Raw genomic sequence first — 19,260 nt, 5'->3', positions numbered from 1 at the left:
CTGCGCGCCTCCCCACAACACTCGGCACGCTATACGCTTAACTATCCTGCACCATCGAATGCTGCGGTTCCAGCCCCGAATGCTGCGCGGCGTCGCAATTCTTTAATAATTCGCCCGCGCCGCCGCCATCATCCGGCGGAAGATCGCGAACCCCTTGGGCCGATGCACCGTCTGGTGCCCGCGCGGCAACGCGCGCAGGTCGATCGGATCGGACGCGGCATAGAAAGCGAGGCCCGCGAGCGTCGCGAACGCCGGCCCGGAATGCGCCTCGGGCAACGCCGACAGGCCACGCGGGCGACCGACTCTAACCGAGCGGCCAAGCGCCGCCTGCGCATAATCGGCGATTCCGTTCAGTTCCGCCCCACCGCCGGTCAGCACGACCTGCCGCCCGACCGGACCTTCGAACTTCAACTCGACCAGCGCCTTGCGGACTTCGCCGATGAGATGGTCGAGCCGCTGGCGGATCACGCCGATAAGCTGCGCGCGGGTGATGCGCGCGCCGTCGCCCTGCCCGTCCTCGGCCGAGATCGGCGCGACGTCGATCATCTCGTGATTGTCGCGCGGCGATGCGTTGGCCGAGCCGTGGACACACTTCATCCGCTCGGCGTGGGTGCGGCGCGTGCCGAACGCGGAGGCGATATCGTCGGTGATGTCGGCGGCACCGATCGGGATCGAGGTCAGCCCGACCAGCATCCCGCCCGCGAACAAAGAGACGTTGGTGATACCAGCGCCCAGCTCGACCAACGCGACGCCAAGCTCGCGCTCTTCTTCAGACAGGCAGGCGAGGCCCGTCGCGACCGGCGAGGCGATGATCGACTTCACTTCGAGATGCGCGTTGGCGACGCACAACCCGAGGTTGCGCACCGGCGAACCATCCGCCGCGACGACATGGATATGCACGCCAAGCCGGTCGGCATGAAGCCCGAGCGGACGCTTGACGCCGGTCAGCCCGTCGAGCGTGTAGAGCGCTGGCTGTGCATGGAGCACGATCCGCCCGGCAGGATCGATCGAATCGCGGCCCGCTTGCAACAACGCATCGATATCGGCCTGCTCGACCCGGTGGCCGCCCAGCTCGAACTCGACCGAGGCGACATCGGAGACGAGCCCGCCCGCCGAGAAGCTGACCCAGACGTTCTCGATATTGGTGCCGGCGATCCGCTCGGCCTGCTCGACCGCCTCGCGCACCGCCGCCTCGGTCGCGGCAGCGTCGGCGATATAGCCGCGCTTGACGCCACGGCTCTCGCGCTGGCCGGTGCCAAGCACGATCAGCTCGCCGCCATCGCCTTTCTGCGCGATCATCGCCGAGACCTTCGACGAGCCGATATCGAGGGCGGTAATCAGTCCTTCCGGTGCGATCTTCGCCATACGCTGTACCCCTGCTTGCCCAACTAGCCTTGCGCCAACGGTAGTGCGGTCGTCTTCGCTTCGGTAGCATTCGTTTTCGGCTTGGCCGGCTGTGCGATGGCGGGCGTCGGCAGCGCGCCGCCGGCGGTGTCGCCAGGCTTGCGCGCGACCAGCCGCGCCGGATCGCGCATGTCGAAGCCGACCCAGCCCTTGCCGAGCAGCGGCTGTACACCATCCATCTGCGCGAACTTGACCAGCGCGCGCGCGGCAGCATCGTCGCCCTCGGGCAGTTCCAGCGTCTCGCCGCTGTCGAAGGTCAGGTTCCAGCGCCGGTTGCCGACCCAGGTCGCCGCCTTGACCTGCGGGCGCAGCGCGGGCGCGGCGGCGAGCAGGTGATCGTAGGATTGCTGCTGCTCATTGGCGTGATTGCCGACCACCAACGGCAGATCGGGCATCTGATCGGGCTGGACCGGCTCGAGAAACGTGCCGTTCGCGGCGATCAGCGCGAGCTGGCCGTTGTTCTGCCAGATCGCGGCGGGGGTGCGCTCGACGATCTGGACTAGCAATGTATCGGGCAACCGGCGCGAGACATGCGCGTCCTCGATCCAGCCGCTATGCGCGACGAGGCGCTCGCGGGTCTTTTCGAGATCGACCAACGGCATTGCCAGCGAGGGCTGTTCGAGCGCGATCTTGTAGATCGTGTTCTGGTCCATGCGCGCAAGGCCGGTGATCTGGACATTGTTGACGCGGAACCCCGCCTCGCCGATCCCCTCGCCCACCGCCGTGCCGACCGCACCGGGGATGCCCATCCACACGCCCATCGCCAGCACGCCGCCGCACACGATGCCGACGATCGTCCACGTCGCGATGCGGGTGAGCGTTGCCTCGCTGACCGGCAGCGCCGCGATCATCCGGTCGATGACCGAGACCTTCTGCGCCTTGCGACGCTTCTGCTGGACCGGGCGGCGCGGGGTGCCGCGCTTGATCGTCTTGCTGGTCATGGCGCGGCGCCTGCCCCCACGCCTTCCAGCGCTTCGTCGACGATCGCCTGAACGAGATCGGCATAGCTCATGCCGAGGTGGCGCGCCTGTTCGGGGACGAGGCTGAGCGGCGTCATGCCGGGCTGGGTGTTGACTTCGAGCAGGAACAGCCCGTCGATGCCACGCTCGTCATCCCACCGGAAATCGGAGCGCGACGCGCCCTTGCAGCCGAGCAGGCGATGCGCGTCGAGGGCGATGCGTTTGCAGGCATCGGCGACGTCGTCGGGGATCTGCGCGGGGCAGATGTGTTCGGTCAGGCCCTCGGTGTATTTCGCGTCGAAATCATACCAGCCGTTCTTGGGCTTCAACTCGGTGACGCCGAGCGCCTGCCCGCCCAGCACCGCCGTGGTCAGTTCGCGACCACGGATGTACGGCTCGGCGAGCAACTCGTCGAATTCGGTCCACGGGCCGGCGACGTCGCGGCCGATCGGGTTGCCGTAATTGCCCTCCGCCGTGACGATCGCCACGCCGACCGACGAGCCCTCGTTGACCGGCTTGAGCACATAGGGGCGCGGCAGCGGATCGGCGTCGTAGAGCGTCTCGGACTTGACGATCCGGCCGCCGGGCATCGGGATGCCGGCGGGGACGAGCAGCAATTTGGTGAGTTGCTTGTCGATCGCGATCACCGAGGTGGCGAGGCCGCTATGCGTGTAGGTGAGGCCCATCAGATCGAGCAGGCCCTGCACGCTGCCGTCTTCGCCCGGGGTGCCGTGGAGCGCGTTGAAGACGACATCGGGCTTTGCGGCGGCGAGCTTCGCCGCCACGTCGCGGTCCATGTCGATGCGCGTGACGCGGTGGCCGCGCGATTCAAGCGCGTCGGCGACGCCGGTGCCGGACATGAGGGAAACCTCACGCTCGGCCGACCAGCCGCCCATAAGCACGGCGATGTGAAGAGACTTGCTCATAGCCCTCTCCCCTCCGGGGAGAGGGTTGGAAGAGGGGCAGTCGCGGGCGCAGCGCTGCTGGACTGCCCCTCTCCCCGGAGGGGAGAGGGAGATTTGATACCCACCCGCTGTATCTCCCATTCCAGCGTCACGCCCGAATGCGCTTTCACCCGTTCGATCACGTCGTCTCCCAAGGCTTCGATATCGCTGCTCGTCGCTTCACCAAGGTTGAGCAGGAAGTTGCAATGTTTCTCGCTGACCTGCGCGTCGCCACGGGTGAGACCGCGACAGCCGGCAGCATCGATCAGCGCCCAGGCCTTGTGGCCATGGGGGTTCTTGAAGGTCGAGCCGCCGGTCTTCGAGCGCAGCGGCTGCGAGGCCTCGCGCGCGGCGGCGATGCGGAGCATCTCGCCCTGGATCACGGCGGTTTGCTCAGGGTAGCCACGGAAGGTTGCGCTCACCACGATCGCGCCTTCGGGCAGCGCACTGTGGCGATAGGTGTAGCCGAGATCGCCGAGCGCCAGCGTGACGCGCTCGCCCGAGCGCAGCACGACGTCGCAGTCGACGAGGATGTCCTTGACCTCACGGCCATAAGCGCCGCCGTTCATCCGCACGAACCCGCCGACCGTGCCGGGGATCGAACGCAGGAATTCGATACCCCCGATGCCGGCGTCGCGCGCCTTGGAGGAAACGAGGATGCCCGACGCGCCGCCGCCGCACCGCAAGGCCGTCGCATCGACCTGCTCGACAGTCGCGAACGCCTTGCCGAGCCGCACCACCACGCCGGGCCAGCCGCCGTCGCGCACGATCAGGTTCGAGCCGAGGCCGAGCGCCATCACCGGCACCGACGGGTCGAGGTTGGCGAGGAAGGCAGCGAGATCGGCGGCGTCCTGCGGTTCGAACAGCCAATCGGCCGGCCCGCCGGTCTTGAACCAGACGAGCGGCGCGAGCGGCGCGCCGGGGGTGAGACGGCCGCGCGTTTCGGGGAGGACGGGAGCGACAGTCACGACGAGACCATCCCCCATCCGTTCGTCCCGAGCGAAGTCGAGGGACATGCCCCTCGCGGCGCGCTTTGTGCCTCGACTTCGCTCGGCACGAACGGGTGATGGGGCATCGCGGGGATGGCCGCACACACACCCGTTCCCCCGCGCACGCGGGGGTCCAGAGCCGCGAACGCTGCGCTGCTTGGCTCTGGGCTCCCGCTTTCGCGGGAGAACAAGACCGCGCGCGACATCACAGCCACACGTTCCACACCCGCGCCCACGCCTTCATCGCCTCAAGGTTCGCCTCGGCGATGTCGCGACTGGCCTGTTCCAGCGTCGCGCGCGTGTCCGCGATCGACGCCTTCTGCGCGTCGAGCATCTGCTGCTGAAGCTTGATCGCGTCGGCGAAGGCGTCACTCATGCGCGGGCCGCCTCGATCGCCGGGGCGAGACCCGCCGCCCATTTGGTGATGTCGCCCGCACCGAGGCACACCACCATATCGCCCGGCTGCACCACGCCGGCGAGCGTCGCGGCGAGCGCGTCGGCATCGGCGATCGTCGCGGCGGAGCGGTGGCCACGACGCTTCAGGCCCTCCACCAACGCCTCGGCATCGACACCCTCGACCGGCGCTTCGCCAGCCGCATAGACCGGCGTCACATAGACCATGTCAGCGTCGTTGAACGCGCCCTGGAACTCCTCCATCAGCGCGCCGAGCCGCGAATAGCGATGCGGCTGCACCACCGCGATGACGCGATTCTCGACACCCTCGCGCGCCGCCGCCAGCACCGCGCGGATTTCGACCGGGTGGTGGCCGTAATCGTCGATCACGGTCACACCGCCGGTCTCGCCGACCTTGGTGAAGCGCCGCTTGACGCCGTGGAACTTGGCGAAACCCTGCTGGATCGTCGCGTCGTCGATGCCCAGTTCGAGCGCCACGCCGATCGCGGCGAGCGCGTTCTGGACGTTGTGGCGCCCCGGCATCGGCAGTTCGATCCCCTCGATCGAGCGGGTCGTGCCGTCGCGCTGGCGCACGATCGTCTCGAAGCGGTTGCCGCCGGGGATCGGCACGACGTTGACGCCGCGCACATCGGCCTGGGTCGAGAAGCCGTAGGTGACGATGCGCCGGTCGCGCACGCGCGGCAGGATGCCCTGCACCTCGGGGTGATCGAGGCACAGCAAGGCCGCGCCGTAGAACGGCACGTTCTCGACGAACTCGACGAACGCGTCCTTGACCCGGTCGAACGAGCCATAATGATCGAGATGCTCGGGATCGATGTTGGTGACCACCGCGATCGTGCCGTCGAGGCGCAGGAAGCTGCCGTCGCTCTCGTCGGCTTCGACCACCATCCAGTCGCTCGCGCCCAAACGCGCGTTCGAGCCGTAGCTGTTGATGATGCCCCCGTTGATGACGGTCGGATCGACCCCACCGGCATCGAGCAACGCCGCGACCATCGAGGTGGTGGTGGTCTTGCCGTGCGTGCCGGCGACCGCGACGGTCGATTTCAGTCGCATCAGTTCGGCGAGCATTTCGGCCCGGCGCACCACCGGCACGCGGTTGGCGAGCGCCGCCTCGACTTCCGGGTTGCCGCGCTTGATCGCGGTCGAGGTGACGATCACCGCCGCATCGCCGAGATTCTCGGCCTTGTGGCCGATCGCAACGGGGATGCCCTTGGCGCGCAAGCCCTCGACGACATAGCTCTCGGCCACGTCGGAACCCTGCACGTTGTAGCCGAGGTTCTTCATCACCTCGGCGATGCCGGACATGCCGATGCCGCCGATGCCGACGAAATGGATCGTGCCGATGTCGGTCGCGACGCCCCTCATGCGAACGCCGCCTTGTCGCGGAACGCGGCGGGGAGCGGCACACCGATCGGCAGGTCGCCCTTGGTCTCGCCGAGGCTCTCGACCAGATCGGCGAGGTCGCGCGCGGCATCGGGACGGCCGCAACCGCGCGCGCGCACCGCAGCGTTCTGGAGCGCTGCCGGATCGAGCCCGAGCCGCTGCATCTGCTTGGCGAGTTCGACTGGCGTGAACGCGCGCTGGTCGATCGTGCGTGCGCCGCCGGCCAGAGTCATCTCGCGCGCGTTGACGGTCTGGTGGTCGTCGGTCGCGCTCGGCAGCGGCACGAGGATGGCGGGGCGGCCCGCGCAGGTCAGTTCCGACAAAGTCGAGGCGCCCGCCCGCGCGATCACCAGATGCGACCACGCCAGATGCTCGGGCAAATCGGGCAGATACGTCGCGAGATCGGCAGCGATGTCGAGTTCCTTATATTTGGCGCGGCACGCCTCGATATCCTCAACGCGCGCCTGATGCGTCACCTGCAAGCGACGGCGGAACGCGACCGGGAGCATCGCCAGCCCCTCGGGCACGACCTTGCTCAGCACGCTCGCGCCCTGGCTGCCGCCGGTCACCAGCACGCGGAAGATGCCGTCCTCCTCCAGCAACGGATAGGGTTTGGCGCGGATCGCGATCACCGAATCGCGCACCGGATTGCCGACGAGATGGGTCTTGTCGTTGAGACTCGGCTTGAGCCGCTCGACCTTGGCGTAGGAGGTGGCGATCGCATCGACCTTGCCCGCCACCAGCCGGTTGACGCGGCCGAGCACGGCGTTCTGCTCGTGGATCGCGGTCGGGATCTTCTGGTTGAACGCTGCCAGCAGCGCGGGCAGCGCCGGATAGCCGCCGAAGCCGATCACCGCCGCCGGGCGGAAGGTCTTGTACAGCTCGATCGCCATCGCGCGACCGCGCCACATCTCACGCGCGGCGCGGTAATAGCCGAGCGGACCACCGCTGAGCCGGCCAGCCGGCAGGATATGCGTCTGGATGCCCTCGAACAGATCGGGGAAGCGCACGCCGCGCTCGTCGCTGACCAAGGCGACATAATGGCCGCGCCGGATCAACTCGGCGGCGAGCGCCGCTGCCGGGACCATGTGGCCGCCCGTCCCGCCGGCGGCGAGGACGAAGTGACGGGGTTTGCTCATACGCCGCTCCATTTGGCGATATAGGGGGATCGCAACACGAACGGATTGCGCCGGGTGAACGCCAGCAGCAAGCCCATTCCCGCCGACAGTGCGACGAGCGACGATCCGCCGTAGCTGATGAACGGCAAGGTCATGCCCTTCGACGGCGCGAGGCCGGTGTTGACCGCCATCGAGATCAACGCCTGCACGCCGAACTGCGTGGCAAGGCCAGCGGCGGCGAACAGGCGGAATTCGTCGAGTTCGTCGAGCAGTTTGACGAACACGCGCACCACGATCGCGAAGAACAGCAAAGCGATGATCATGCACGCGATCAGCCCGAATTCCTCGCCGATCACCGAGAAGATATAGTCGGTATGCCCCTCGGGCAGCCGGAACTTCATCGTTCCGCCGGCCGGGCCAGTTCCGCGCCAGCCGCCGTGGGTGATCGTCGCGTGCGCGGCGTTGGTCTGGAAATGGTCCTGCGCGCCCTCCCCTTCGGCATCGGGAAACAGGAAAGCGTTGATGCGCTTCTGCGCGGTGGAATAGAAGAAATAGGCCGAAACGAGGCCTGCCGGCGCGAGCGCGATCAGCCCGAGGATCACCTTGGTCGATGTGCCCGAGATCATCAGCAGCGCGAACCATACCGAGATGAACACGATCGTCTGGCCGAAATCGGGCTGGAGCATCAGCAGCACGCCGACCAAAGCGGTGAACGCGCCGGTGATGAACACCACCGGCAGCGCATCATCCTGCGCGCGCATCGACAGCACCCACGCCACCGTAACGATGAAGAACGGCTTGAGGAACTCTGAGGGCTGGAGCAGCGACACGCCGAGGTTAAGCCAGCGCGTCGCGCCGTTCTTCGACACGCCGACGAACGGCACCGCCGCCAGCGCGATCAGGAACGCGACCGCACCGAACAGCGCCAGCCGCCGCGCCACCGCGACCGGCAGCATCGAGATCAACAGCATCACCGGGATCGACACGCTCACCCATGCAAGCTGCCACCACAGATAATAGAGCGGTGCGATATGGTGTTTCTCGTCCGAATAGCGCGACGCCGCCGAGGGCGAGGCCGAACCGACCGCGATCACCCCGACGCCGATCAGCAGCAGCACGAGCAGCAGCAGCACCCGGTCGATGTCCCAGAACCACATGCCCAGCCACGACCGGTCCGATCGACCGCCGCTGCCCTGCATCCGCTTCCACAAGGAGGTCTTCTTCTCGCTCACCTGAGCGCCTCGACGGCGGCGCGAAAGACATCGCCGCGCTGTTCGAAGTCGCGGAACTGGTCGAATGACGCGCAGGCGGGGGAGAGCAGCACGGTATCGCCGGGCTGTGCCTGCGCGGCGGCGCTGGCGACGGCGGCGGCGAGCGTGCCGGCCTCTTCGACCGGCATCGTGTCGCGCAGGAGTGCGGCGAACACGGGTCCGGCCTCGCCGATCGTATAGGCGCGCGCGACATGGCCGAAGTGCGGGCGGCAGGCGTCGAGATCGGCGCCCTTGGCCTTGCCGCCGACGATCCAATGGATGCGATCGAACGCAGCGAGCGCTGGCGCGGTGCTTTCGGGGTTGGTGGCCTTGCTGTCGTTGACGAAGGTGACGCCGGCGTGGGTGGCGACCCGCTCCATGCGGTGCGGGAGGCCGGTGAAGGTCTCCATCGCAGCAAGAATGAAGTCAGTCTTCAGGCCAAGCTCGAAACACGCAGCATAGGCGGCAGCGGCGTTTTCGGCATTATGCGGGCCTTGCAGGGAAGGCCATTTGCCTTGCAGATTTGTGCCCCATCCTATTGCGGGCAAATGCCAGCTTCCCGGTCCGTTCTTCCACTCCATTGAAGGTACGGATGCGATCGGATCATCGCGGCGCATCACACCAACGTGGTCGTGGGATTGCATATGAAAGAGGCGAAATTTCGAGGCGGCATAGCCCGCGAACCCATCGTAACGGTCGAGATGGTCAGGGGTGATGTTGAGCAGCACCGCGACATCGCAATCGAGGGTGTAGGTCAGATCGATCTGGTAGCTCGACAGTTCGAGCACGTACACGCCACCTTCTGGCAGCGGTTCCTGCGCCAGAATGGGCAGGCCGATGTTGCCGCCCATCAGGCTCGGCACGCCCGCCGTCTGTAGGATGTGGTGGATCAGCGCGGTGGTGGTCGATTTGCCGTTGGTGCCGGTGATGCCGACGACCTTGTGGGCCGGCAGCGTCGCGCGCGCCTGCGCGAACAGCTCGATGTCGCCGAGGATCGGCACGCCAGCCGCGCGTGCCTTCGCGGCGACGGGGTGACGGTTAAGCGGCACGCCCGGCGACACGATCAGGCCGTCGAACCCGGTGAGGTCGATCGATTCAGGATCGGCAAACGACAAAAGGCCTCTCCCCTCCGGGGAGAGGGTTGGGAGAGGGGCAGTCACGGGCGACACCGCTTCGGACAGCCCCTCTCCCCGACCCTCTCCCCGGAGGGGAGAGGGAGAAAGAGCGTCCCGCTTCGCCGCATCGCTATCCCACGCGACCACCTCAGCCCCACCCGCCAGCAGAGCGCGCACGGTCGCCGCGCCGGACCTTGCCAGCCCCAGCACCGCGAAGCGTTTGCCGCGCCAGGCGGGGCTTGCGATCACCTGAGCTTGAGCGTCGAAAGGCCGGCCAGCGCCAGCACCAGCGCGACGATCCAGAAGCGCACCACAACCGTCGACTCCGCCCAGCCGAGCTGCTCGAAATGATGGTGGATCGGCGCCATGCGGAACACGCGCTTGCCGGTGCGCTTGTACCAGAACACCTGGATGATGACCGACAGCGCCTCGACCACGAACAGCCCGCCGATGATGCCAAGCACGATCTCGTGATGCGCCGTCACCGCGATCGCGCCGAGTGCGCCACCGAGCGCGAGGCTGCCGGTGTCGCCCATGAACACCGCCGCCGGCGGCGCGTTGAACCACAGGAACGCCAGTCCGGCCCCGACGATACCGCCGCAGAAGATCGCCAGTTCGCCCGCGCCGAACACATGCGGGATGCCTAGATAGGTCGCGAATTTGGCGTTACCCGCGAGATACGCGATCAGCATGAACGCCACCGCCGCGATGATGACCGGCATGGTGGCGAGGCCGTCGAGCCCGTCGGTCAGGTTCACCGCATTGCCGAACGCGACGATCGTGAACGCGGCGAACAGGATGTAGAAATAGCCGAGATCGATCGAAATGCCGGTAATGAACGGCAGGTACAGATGCGTGCCGTTCTGATGGACGATCATCGCGCTCGCCGCGATGGCGATGGCGAATTCGCCGAACAGCCGCACCCGGCCCGACACGCCCGCCGTGCTCGCCTTGCGCACCTTGTCGTAATCGTCGAGGAAACCGATCGCGCCGAAGCCAAGCGTCACGAACGTGCAGGCCCAGACGAACGGATTCGACAGGTCCATCCACAGCAGCACCGAGACGACGAGGCTGGTGAGGATCATCAGCCCGCCCATCGTCGGCGTGCCGCGCTTGGCGAAATGCGATTGCGGGCCATCGAGCCGGATCGGCTGGCCCTTCCCCTGCCGCACGCGCAGCCAGCCGATGAAGCGCGGGCCGATCAGCAGCCCGAGGAACAGCGCCGTCGCCACCGCCGCGCCGGTGCGGAAGCTGAGGTAGCGGAACAGATTCCAACCGCCGTGGAAGTGGAACAGCTCGGCGATGAAATAGAACATTTACCCAATCCCGCTCCGCAAGGCCGCGACCACCGCCGACAACCCCACGCCGTTCGAACCCTTGATGAGAACCGCGTCGCCCGGCGCAAGCAGCGCCCGGAGGCGCTCGCGCGCGGCTGCGGCGTCGGGCACATGGACGAAATCGCCCTGCCCCTCAAGCGCGTTCGAAAGCGCGCGCATGGATTCACCGACCAATATGCCCGTCTCGACGCCTGCGCCGCGGATCGGCCCGGCGAGCGCGGCGTGATAGGCGTCGCTATCCGCGCCAAGCTCGCGCATCTCGCCGAGCACGACGACTTTGCGCGTAGCGTCCTGCTGCCCCAGCACCGCCAGCGTGGCGCGCATCGACGAGGGATTGGCGTTGTAGCTTTCGTCGATCACCAGCGCTTCGCCCGCACCGACGGGAACGGTAAAGCGCGCACCGCGCCCGGCCAGCCCCTCCATCTCGGCAAGCGCGAGGCCGGCGAGCGCGAGGTCGCCGCCCGCCGCGCGCACCGCCGCCAGCACCGCGAGCGTGTTCGATACCCAATGCGCGCCGGGCTGGCTGATCGTGTAATTGAGTTCGCTGTCGCCGAGCCGCGCGGTGACGAAGGTGCCGCCCGATGCGACGGGCATGGCCTCGATCGCGCGGACATCGGCGCCCGCGCCCGAGCCGAAGGTGACGATGTGGGCGGCGTAAGGCGCGGCGGCGGCGATCAGCCGGTCGCGGTGCGGGCTGTCGAAGGGGATGATCGCGGTGCCGCCGGGTTCGAGGCCCTGGAAGATCTCGCCCTTGGCATCGGCAATCGCGGCCTCGCCCGAGAAGAAGGCGGTGTGCGCGGGGGCGATCGCCGTCACCAAAGCGATATGCGGGCGGACGATGCGGGTGAGCGCGGCGAGTTCGCCCGCGTGGTTCATGCCCATTTCGAACACGCCGAAGCGGCTTTCCGCCGGCATCCGCGCGAGGCTTAACGGCACGCCGGTATGGTTGTTGTAGCTTTTGACCGAGCGGTGCGCCTGCCCGCGCGCGCCGCGATCGAGCGCGGCGAACAGCGCCTCCTTGGTGCCGGTCTTGCCGACCGAGCCGGTGACGCCGATGATCTTCGCGTGCGTGCGGGCACGCGATGCGCGGGCGAGCGCTTCGAGCGCGGTGGTCGTATCGGCGACGCGGACGTGGGGGTGCTGGGTGTCCGTGCTGACGATCGCGCCGGCGGCGCCTTGCGCGAAGCACTGGTCGAGAAAGCGATGGCCGTCGGTTGCCTCGCCCTTCAACGCGATGAACAGGTCGCCGGGGCCGACCTCGCGCGAATCGAACGCGACGCCCGAGACGGTGAAGTCGGCGGAAGGCGTGCCGCCGGTCGCGGCGGCTATTTCGGCTGAGGTCCAGAGACTCACTTCTCCCCTCCCACTTCTGGGAGGGGTCGGGGGAGGGCCTGTTCAGAGGAAGCGCGTTTTGACATGCCCTCCCCTAACCCCTCCCGCGAGCGGGAGGGGGATTTTGTTGCGTGTTGAGCCAGCCTCACGCCGTCATCTCGCGCGCGACGCTGACGTCGTCGAACGGCAGGACGAGATCGCCGACGATCTGGCCTTGCTCGTGGCCCTTGCCGGCGATCAGCACGATATCCTGCGGCCCCGCGCCAGCGATGGCCGCGCCGATCGCCTCGCGCCGCGACCCGATCTCGATCGCGTCCGGCGCGCCCGCGAGCACCATCGCGCGGATCGCGGCGGGGTCTTCGCTGCGCGGATTGTCGTCGGTGACGATGACGTGATCGGCCTTGGCGGCGGCGACGCGGCCCATCTCGATGCGCTTACCGGTATCACGGTCACCGCCCGCGCCGAACACGACGATCAGCCGCCCGCCGACATGCGGGCGCAGCGCGGCGATGGCGGCGTCGAGCGCGTCGGGGGTATGCGCGTAATCGACATAGACCGGCGCGCCACTCCGAGCGATCACCGCGCGCTCCAACCGCCCGCGCACCGGCTGGAGCCTTGCCAGCGCCGCCAGCGTCGCCGCCGCATCGCCGCCGGTCGCGATCACCAGCCCGGCCGAGACCAGCGCGTTCGCCGCCTGATAGGCGCCGATCAGCGGCAGCGTGACTCGGTGGGCCTTGCCATCGTGCTCTACCGTCAGCGTCTGGCCGAGCAAAGTCGGTTCGCGCGACACCAGCCGCAAGGTTTCGCCCTGCGTGCCAACCGACACCACAGCGATCCCGCGCGCCTGCGCCACGCGCGCGACCTCAGCCGACGCGGCATCGTCAGCCCACACCACCGCCGTCGTGCCGGGCGTCAGCACCTCACCGAACAGCCGCAGCTTGGCGGCGAGATACGCCTCCATCGTGCCGTGGTAATCGAGATGATCGCGGCTGAGGTTGGTGAACGCCGCCGCCGCCAAGGGCACGCCCTCGGTACGATATTGGTCGAGGCCGTGGCTCGACGCCTCGAACGCGAGGTGCGTCACGCCTTCGCGCGCGAGGCCCGCGACGTTGGACAGGAAGGTGACGATGTCAGGCGTGGTCAGCCCGGTCGAGACGCGCTCGTCGGCGGTGGTCACGCCAAGCGTGCCGATCGACGCGGCGTGGAACCCCGCCATCCGCCAAAGCTGGCGCACCATCTCGACGGTCGAGGTCTTGCCGTTGGTGCCAGTCACCGCCACCGCCGTCGTCGGGAACGGCGCGAAATAGCGCGCGGCGAGTTGGGCGAAGCGGCGGCGCGGCTCGGCATCGACGACATGCACCGCCCCCTCGACCCTCGCCTCCGGGCGCGCGACGACGGCGACCGCGCCACTGGCGATCGCCGCCTCGATATAATCCTCGCCGTTGAAGCGCGCGCCAGGAAAGGCGCCGAACACCGTGCCGGGCGCGACCTTGCGATGGTCGATCGCGAAGCCCGTCACCGGCACGTCGGACGCACCGGAAATCAACGCCGAAAGCCTCACTGCTCCTCCTCGCCGGTCGGGGCCTGAGCGCCTGCGACGAGGGTCAGCATCGGCCGGAGATCGGCGAGATCGACCTCACGCCGCGCGTCGGGCATCACGCCGAGCATCGCCCCCGTCCGGGCGATGACGCGGCCCACCACCGGCGCCGCGTTCCATGCGGCGGTCTTCCAGCCGAACGTCTCCTTGGTGCCGAGCGGCGAATCGAGCATCGCAAGCACGACATAGCGCGGCGCATCCATCGGGAATGCGGCGACGAAGGTCGCGACGTTGCGCGAGTGATCGTAGCCACCGTTAGAGGCCGCCTCGGCAGTGCCGGTCTTGCCGCCGACACGGTAGCCCGGCGCATCGCCCTTGCGTCCCGTGCCGTACAGGCAGACGAGCCGGAGGAGTTGGCGCATCCGCGCGCTGGTTTCCTCGGACAGCACCCGCCGCCCGGCTGGTGCGTGGCCCGGCGCGACCTTGAGCAGCGTCGATGGCCGCCACACGCCGCCGTTGACCAGCGCGGCATAGGCGCTGGCGAGCTGCAACGGGGTGATCGCGATGCCGTGGCCGTAAGCGGTGGTCATCGTCGTGGTCCGCGCCCAATAACGGGGCCACAAAGGATGCGCCTTCTCGCGCACCTCGATCTCGGGCTTCGAATCGAAGCCGAGCTGACGGAACATCGCCTGCATCCGCGCCGCGCCGACCTCGTCCGCGATCCGCGCGGTGGCGACGTTGGACGAATAGATCAAAGTCTCGGGGATATTGAGCCAGCGCTTGGGGTCGCCGCGCTCGTCGTGGATGGTGAAGCCGCCGACCTTGAGCGGCGCGGTCGCATCGAACCGGCGCGCCATCGACGTGACGGTGCCGCTCTGGATCGCGGTCGCCATCGTGATCGGCTTGAAGGTCGATCCCAGCTCGTACACGCTCTGCGTCACGTTGTTGCGCAGCGCGTCGGACGCGGTGCCGCTGATCTTGTTGGGGTTGTACACCGGCAGCGACGCCATCGCGATCACCTCGCCGGTATGCACGTCGAGCACGATGCCGGTCGCGTTGCGGGCGCTGAACGTCGCCATCGCGCGCCCGAGTTCGCTCTCCATCGCCGCCTGCACGCGCGCGTCGAGCGACAGCGAGACGGGCACGCCACGCTCGGCCGGGCTGCTCAGCCGTTCGTCGAAGGCGCGCTCGATGCCGGCGCGACCGGCGATGTTGGGATCATCCCCGCTCGGCCCGATATAACCGAGCGCGTGGGCGGCGAGCGTCGATTGCGGATAGAGCCGCTCGGGCTCCTGCGCGAAGACGATGCCCGGCTCGCCGAGATCGTGGATCGCATTGACCAGCGCGGGTGATGCGTGGCGTTCGAGATAGGTGAAGTTCGCCTTCATGCCGAGCTTGGCGTAATACCAGTCCTCGTCATGCCCCGGCATGATCTTGACCAAAGCTTCGGCGAGCGCGCGCTTGTCGCCAAGGATTTCGTGCGGGCGCACGCCCACCGTCCAGGCGTCGATCGTGCGGGCGAGCGGCTCACCGTTGCGGTCGAGGATGTCGCTGCGCACGACCGGATTGACCGCAACGCCGCGCGCATCCGCCGCCGACCCGAACAGCCCGAGCAGCGCGATCTTGCCGATCACCACCAGAAACCCGGCGCCGAGGAACAGCATCAGGATCATCAGCCGGACATGCGCAGTCGCGATCAGCGCATGGCGCTGACCGCTCGACCGGCGCTGCGGCAGGGGGCGAGCGAGGAAAGTGCTCATCGCGCCCGGCGCGATTCCGCCCGCGCGGACGACAGCAGATCGCCGACGGTTGAATCGCTCAGCAGCTTGCGATCGAGCATCGCCACCGCCTGCGCCTTGGCGCGCTTCGCGGTGGTCGGCTTGACGGCGGCGACAGCGGCGACGGGCGCGGGCTTGGCCGGTGCGGCCACCGGAGCGGGTGCGCGAACCGGGGTGACGGCAGCGGTTTCGACCTGCGCGGGGGCCGCTGCGGCCGGCGATTCCGTTACCGGCGGCGCGGGCACGAACGACGCGGTCTGGATGTCCGCCGTACCCGGCTGATGGACGTCGATCGCGGCGAGTGCCGCCTCATCGGCGACGAACTGGCCGGCACCGGGGGCGACCAGCCGGAGCGTGTCGTTGTTCCACTGGTCGAGCTGGGCGAGGTTGGCGCGCGTCTCGAATTCGGTCTCCAGCGCACGGATATCCCGGTGCGCCTGGGCGATGTCGGCGACGGTGTGGTCGAGCTTCTTGCGCTCCGCCGCGACCTGAAGCGGAACGAGCAGAAAGCCAAGCGCCACCGCAACACCAGCCAGAAACCAGCCAAGGGTCTTCCACGCAAGCCCAAGCATTACAACGCTCCCTCATTCACCCAAGCCGCAGCCGCCGTCCGCTGCGCGACCCGTAACGTCGCCGAACGCGCGCGCGGATTGCGCGCGAGCTCGGCCTCACCCGCGCGCACCGCGCGCGCGACATTCTCGAAACTCGGTTCCGCCTTCGCCGCGACCTGCGGCAGGTGGCGCGATCCGCCCGGCAGGCCGCCGCTCCGTTCGCGGAAGAACCGCTTCACCAGCCGGTCCTCAAGGCTGTGGAACGTCACCACCGCGAGCCTGCCACCCGGCCCAAGCGCGCGCTCCGCCGCCGCGAGACCGTCGGCGAGTTCGCCAAGCTCACGGTTGATGTGAATGCGGATCGCCTGGAAGGTCCGCGTCGACGGGTCTTTCTTGTCGTGCGGCTTATACCCCAGCGCCTTCCTGACCACGTTCGCGAGTTCGGTGGTGCGCGTCAGCGGCCTCGCCGCGACGATCGCGCGCGCGACCCGCCGCGAGCGCGGTTCCTCGCCATATTCGTACAGCACGTCGGCGATGACATCCTCGTCGGCGGTGTTGAGGAAATCGGCGGCGCTCTCGCCTGCCTGGCTCATCCGCATGTCGAGCGGGCCGTCCTGCTGGAAGCTGAAGCCGCGCTCGGGCCGGTCGAGCATCATCGAACTAACGCCGATGTCCATGACGACACCATCGACCGGCAGCGCGTCACGCGCGGCGAGTTCAGCTTCCAGCGCGGAGAAGGTCGCCGCGATCAGCGTCAGCGCGCCATCCGACGCGGCGACCAGCGCTTGTCCGTCGGCGATCGCATCGGGATCGCGATCGAACGCGAACACGCGCCCGCCAGCGGCGAGGATCGCGCGCGTGTAGCCGCCCGCGCCGAAGGTCGCATCGACCTGCGCCGAACCGGGTTGCACCGCGAGCCCTTCAAGCACTTCGTCGAGCAGCACGGGGATGTGCGGAGCATCACTCACAGCACGATCCCCTTCTCCGCGCACTGGAACTCGACCGCTTCCTTTAGGAACGGGTCGATTCCGTCGGTCTCGATCATCACGCGCGGCGACCAGATCGTGATCCACTTGAAGGTGCCGTGGAAGAAGGCGACCTCCTCGATGCGCGCATAGCGGCGCTCGAACGCGGGCATGATGAAGCGGCCGCTGCCATCGAACGGCAGCAATTCCGCCGCACCGGCGCGGGCGAGGATGTTGTAGTCCGATGCGCCGGTCGCCGCGACGTGCGCTTCGTCGCGCACTTCGCACTCGCGCTTCAGCGTTTCGATGAAGCCGGGGTCATAGGCGATCAGGCAGCGATAGGTCGGGTGCGGGGCGATGATGACGGTGCCACCATCCTTGCCGTCGTCGCGCGGCGCGTTCTTGGCTAGGGTGGTGCGGAGTGCGCTGGGAATAGCGACGCGACCCTTGTCATCGACAAGGCCAAGTCCCTTTCCCTGATACTCCTGCCGGTCCCCCACTTGCCACGCTCCACAAAGCGACAGGCACGCCGATCCCGGCCCGAAAAACGGCTTTTCAGCCGCTCCGGTGAGAATCGCGCAGGCGAGATAAAGCTGCCCCTGTCGAAGACGGAGGTATCATAGGGCTGTTCGGGGATTCAAGGGGAAATCCGGGGATTTGGCGGGATCGGCGCTATCCGCTTCGATTATCCTGAGAATTATTTCGCGTCATTTCCACATGTTCTCGGATTGTTCGTATACGCAAGCGCGCGCGCCCGGAAATTCCCGGCGCGGAGGCGACTCTTGGTGTGATTTCCCGGCTTTTCCCCGAGCCGGGCAGAGTGTGCGCGATCACTGCCAGGGTCACTGGGCGCGCGCTGCGTCCGAAGCATTGTCGGCCGCCGATGAACTCGGCGCGACACCGAGTTCGGCGAGCGGTTCGTTGGTGGCCTTGTCGCTCGGCATGGCGGCATTGTCCGCCGTGCGCTGCATCATATGCGTCCGCGCATTGGCGGCGAGCAGCACCGGCCGGTCCTTGGTCGCGGTCGCGAACACTGCGGCGGCAAGGCCGATCAGCAGCAGCACAGCCGCAAGGCCGATCATGCCGACCTTGGCGCGGTGGCTCGCATGGCCTGTATCTGGTACGATGATCTTCATACTGTGGCAGAAATGTAACGCAAAAAAATCCTGTTGTCGATGCCCTGCCTCAGTTCGTCGCAAGCCAGGGGAAAACCGGCAGGCCTTTCGCCTCCAGCCAGTCCTTATTGTAGAGCGATGACAGGTATCTGAACCCCGTATCGCACAAGATCGTCACGACCCGGCTACCCGGCCCGAGTTGCCGCGCCAGCCGCACCGCGCCGGCGACGTTGATGCCCGACGACAGGCCGAGACACAGCCCTTCCTCAGACAAAAGCCGGCTGACCCACTCGAGTCCCTCTTCATCGGAAATGCGGAACTGCGTGTCGATCGGCGCACCTTCGAGATTGCCGGTGATTCGCCCCTGCCCGATCCCTTCGGCAACCGACGATCCTTCCGAGCGAAGTTCGCCATGCGCGTAATAGTCGTAGAGCGCGGCACCGTGCGGATCACTGAGCGCGATGCAGACGCGCTCGTCCTTGGCCTTCAGCCCCATGCCGACGCCGGCGATCGTGCCGCCGGTGCCGGCCGCGCAGGTGAAACCGTCGATCCGCCCCTCCATCTGCGCCCAGATCTCCTCGGCGGTGCCGGTGATGTGCGCGCGACGGTTGGCGATATTGTCGAACTGGTTGGCCCACACCGCGTTGGGGGTCTCCTCGGCGATCCGGCGCGAGGTGTGGACGAAATGGCCGGGGTTCGAATAGGGCGCCGCCGGCACCAGCACGAGTTCGGCGCCGAGCGCGCGCAACGTGTCCATCTTCTCGCGGCTCTGCGTTTCGGGCATGACGATGATCGTCTTGTAGCCCTTCGCATTGGCGACCAGCGCAATGCCGATGCCGGTGTTGCCCGCCGTGCCCTCGACGAAGGTGCCGCCGGGCTTGATGGTGCCACGCGCCTCGGCATCCTCGACGATGCCGAGCGCAGCACGGTCCTTCACCGAGGCACCGGGATTGGCGAACTCGCACTTGCCGTAGATTTCGGCGCCGGCGGCCTCGCTCGGACCTTTCAACAGGACGAGCGGCGTGTTGCCGATCAGGGCGAGCGTGTTGGGAGCGGTGTGCATGCCTCT

Annotated in this window: 18 protein-coding genes; all 18 read right to left on the bottom strand. The window is 67.8% G+C overall.

Annotated features, from left to right (window positions below; genetic code table 11):
- Positions 1 to 102 precede the first annotated feature (102 nt).
- The 18 genes from ftsA to EWE75_RS10300 all read right to left on the bottom strand — a co-directional run bounded on the left by ftsA (position 103) and on the right by EWE75_RS10300 (position 19,254).
- Entirely contained in the window at positions 103 to 1,365 is a 1,263-nt protein-coding gene (gene ftsA / locus EWE75_RS10380) for a cell division protein FtsA (RefSeq protein WP_130157116.1), read from the bottom strand.
- Between the two features lie 23 nt (positions 1,366 to 1,388).
- A complete protein-coding gene (locus tag EWE75_RS10375; protein ID WP_130157114.1) occupies positions 1,389 to 2,345 on the bottom strand; it encodes a cell division protein FtsQ/DivIB in 957 nt (318 codons plus the stop codon).
- Positions 2,342 to 3,289 (bottom strand): D-alanine--D-alanine ligase, encoded by a 948-nt coding sequence (locus tag EWE75_RS10370; RefSeq protein WP_130157112.1) that lies wholly within the window; start codon positions 3,287 to 3,289, stop codon positions 2,342 to 2,344. Before EWE75_RS10370 ends, EWE75_RS10375 begins: the two co-directional genes overlap by 4 nt.
- On the bottom strand, positions 3,286 to 4,293 hold the full coding sequence (murB, locus tag EWE75_RS10365) for a UDP-N-acetylmuramate dehydrogenase (protein ID WP_130157214.1): 1,008 nt from the start codon (positions 4,291 to 4,293) through the stop codon (positions 3,286 to 3,288). The genes EWE75_RS10370 and murB overlap by 4 nt, the downstream gene beginning before the upstream one ends.
- A gap of 208 nt (positions 4,294 to 4,501) precedes the next feature.
- On the bottom strand, positions 4,502 to 4,672 hold the full coding sequence (locus EWE75_RS25000; RefSeq protein ID WP_165388342.1) for a hypothetical protein: 171 nt from the start codon (positions 4,670 to 4,672) through the stop codon (positions 4,502 to 4,504).
- Entirely contained in the window at positions 4,669 to 6,075 is a 1,407-nt protein-coding gene (murC, locus tag EWE75_RS10360) for a UDP-N-acetylmuramate--L-alanine ligase (RefSeq protein WP_130157110.1), read from the bottom strand. The genes EWE75_RS25000 and murC overlap by 4 nt, the downstream gene beginning before the upstream one ends.
- Positions 6,072 to 7,232, bottom strand: a complete 1,161-nt coding sequence (gene murG, locus EWE75_RS10355; RefSeq protein ID WP_130157108.1) for an undecaprenyldiphospho-muramoylpentapeptide beta-N-acetylglucosaminyltransferase — start codon at positions 7,230 to 7,232, stop codon at positions 6,072 to 6,074. Before murG ends, murC begins: the two co-directional genes overlap by 4 nt.
- The gene (locus tag EWE75_RS10350) at positions 7,229 to 8,410 is read right to left on the bottom strand and encodes an FtsW/RodA/SpoVE family cell cycle protein (protein ID WP_130157212.1); all 1,182 of its coding nucleotides are present in this window, start codon (positions 8,408 to 8,410) and stop codon (positions 7,229 to 7,231) included. The genes murG and EWE75_RS10350 overlap by 4 nt, the downstream gene beginning before the upstream one ends.
- 29 nt (positions 8,411 to 8,439) lie before the next feature.
- On the bottom strand, positions 8,440 to 9,825 hold the full coding sequence (gene murD / locus EWE75_RS10345; protein ID WP_130157106.1) for a UDP-N-acetylmuramoyl-L-alanine--D-glutamate ligase: 1,386 nt from the start codon (positions 9,823 to 9,825) through the stop codon (positions 8,440 to 8,442).
- A complete protein-coding gene (gene mraY / locus EWE75_RS10340; RefSeq protein ID WP_130157105.1) occupies positions 9,822 to 10,892 on the bottom strand; it encodes a phospho-N-acetylmuramoyl-pentapeptide-transferase in 1,071 nt (356 codons plus the stop codon). The genes murD and mraY overlap by 4 nt, the downstream gene beginning before the upstream one ends.
- Positions 10,893 to 12,266, bottom strand: coding sequence for a UDP-N-acetylmuramoyl-tripeptide--D-alanyl-D-alanine ligase (locus EWE75_RS10335; protein WP_130157104.1), 1,374 nt, complete (start codon positions 12,264 to 12,266; stop codon positions 10,893 to 10,895). It abuts the gene before it with no gap.
- A 124-nt stretch (positions 12,267 to 12,390) separates the two neighbouring features.
- The gene (locus EWE75_RS10330; protein WP_130157103.1) at positions 12,391 to 13,806 is read right to left on the bottom strand and encodes a UDP-N-acetylmuramoyl-L-alanyl-D-glutamate--2,6-diaminopimelate ligase; all 1,416 of its coding nucleotides are present in this window, start codon (positions 13,804 to 13,806) and stop codon (positions 12,391 to 12,393) included.
- Complete coding sequence (locus EWE75_RS10325; protein WP_130157101.1) at positions 13,803 to 15,542, bottom strand: peptidoglycan D,D-transpeptidase FtsI family protein; 1,740 nt, start codon at positions 15,540 to 15,542, stop codon at positions 13,803 to 13,805. The genes EWE75_RS10330 and EWE75_RS10325 overlap by 4 nt, the downstream gene beginning before the upstream one ends.
- Complete coding sequence (locus EWE75_RS10320; protein WP_130157099.1) at positions 15,539 to 16,132, bottom strand: hypothetical protein; 594 nt, start codon at positions 16,130 to 16,132, stop codon at positions 15,539 to 15,541. Before EWE75_RS10320 ends, EWE75_RS10325 begins: the two co-directional genes overlap by 4 nt.
- Positions 16,132 to 17,079 carry a 16S rRNA (cytosine(1402)-N(4))-methyltransferase RsmH gene (gene rsmH / locus EWE75_RS10315; protein ID WP_130157097.1) on the bottom strand — a complete coding sequence of 316 codons (948 nt, stop codon included), beginning with the start codon at positions 17,077 to 17,079 and terminating at the stop codon, positions 16,132 to 16,134. The genes EWE75_RS10320 and rsmH overlap by 1 nt, the downstream gene beginning before the upstream one ends.
- Positions 17,076 to 17,576, bottom strand: coding sequence for a division/cell wall cluster transcriptional repressor MraZ (locus EWE75_RS10310; protein WP_130157095.1), 501 nt, complete (start codon positions 17,574 to 17,576; stop codon positions 17,076 to 17,078). Before EWE75_RS10310 ends, rsmH begins: the two co-directional genes overlap by 4 nt.
- A gap of 342 nt (positions 17,577 to 17,918) precedes the next feature.
- Positions 17,919 to 18,212, bottom strand: coding sequence for a hypothetical protein (locus tag EWE75_RS10305; protein ID WP_130157093.1), 294 nt, complete (start codon positions 18,210 to 18,212; stop codon positions 17,919 to 17,921).
- A 49-nt stretch (positions 18,213 to 18,261) separates the two neighbouring features.
- A complete protein-coding gene (locus EWE75_RS10300) occupies positions 18,262 to 19,254 on the bottom strand; it encodes a cysteine synthase A (RefSeq protein WP_130157091.1) in 993 nt (330 codons plus the stop codon).
- Positions 19,255 to 19,260: the final 6 nt, after the last annotated feature.

The organism is Sphingomonas populi, from assembly GCF_004208535.1.
Taxonomy (GTDB): domain Bacteria; phylum Pseudomonadota; class Alphaproteobacteria; order Sphingomonadales; family Sphingomonadaceae; genus Sphingomonas; species Sphingomonas populi.
The sequence above is the reverse complement of the archived record's forward strand: the minus strand, read 5'-3'. Positions and strand labels throughout refer to the sequence as shown.

Bases quoted from the DNA above. Each gene is read 5' to 3' on its own strand.
- ftsA (WP_130157116.1), bottom strand. From the start codon at position 1,365: ATGGCGAAGATCGCACCGGAAGGACTGATTACCGCCCTCGATATCGGC.
- EWE75_RS10375 (WP_130157114.1), bottom strand. From the start codon at position 2,345: ATGACCAGCAAGACGATCAAGCGCGGCACCCCGCGCCGCCCGGTCCAG.
- EWE75_RS10370 (WP_130157112.1), bottom strand. From the start codon at position 3,289: ATGAGCAAGTCTCTTCACATCGCCGTGCTTATGGGCGGCTGGTCGGCC.
- murB (WP_130157214.1), bottom strand. From the start codon at position 4,293: ATGGGGGATGGTCTCGTCGTGACTGTCGCTCCCGTCCTCCCCGAAACG.
- EWE75_RS25000 (WP_165388342.1), bottom strand. From the start codon at position 4,672: ATGAGTGACGCCTTCGCCGACGCGATCAAGCTTCAGCAGCAGATGCTC.
- murC (WP_130157110.1), bottom strand. From the start codon at position 6,075: ATGAGGGGCGTCGCGACCGACATCGGCACGATCCATTTCGTCGGCATC.
- murG (WP_130157108.1), bottom strand. From the start codon at position 7,232: ATGAGCAAACCCCGTCACTTCGTCCTCGCCGCCGGCGGGACGGGCGGC.
- EWE75_RS10350 (WP_130157212.1), bottom strand. From the start codon at position 8,410: ATGCAGGGCAGCGGCGGTCGATCGGACCGGTCGTGGCTGGGCATGTGG.
- mraY (WP_130157105.1), bottom strand. From the start codon at position 10,892: ATGTTCTATTTCATCGCCGAGCTGTTCCACTTCCACGGCGGTTGGAAT.
- EWE75_RS10325 (WP_130157101.1), bottom strand. From the start codon at position 15,542: ATGAGCACTTTCCTCGCTCGCCCCCTGCCGCAGCGCCGGTCGAGCGGT.
- EWE75_RS10320 (WP_130157099.1), bottom strand. From the start codon at position 16,132: ATGCTTGGGCTTGCGTGGAAGACCCTTGGCTGGTTTCTGGCTGGTGTT.
- EWE75_RS10305 (WP_130157093.1), bottom strand. From the start codon at position 18,212: ATGAAGATCATCGTACCAGATACAGGCCATGCGAGCCACCGCGCCAAG.
- EWE75_RS10300 (WP_130157091.1), bottom strand. From the start codon at position 19,254: ATGCACACCGCTCCCAACACGCTCGCCCTGATCGGCAACACGCCGCTC.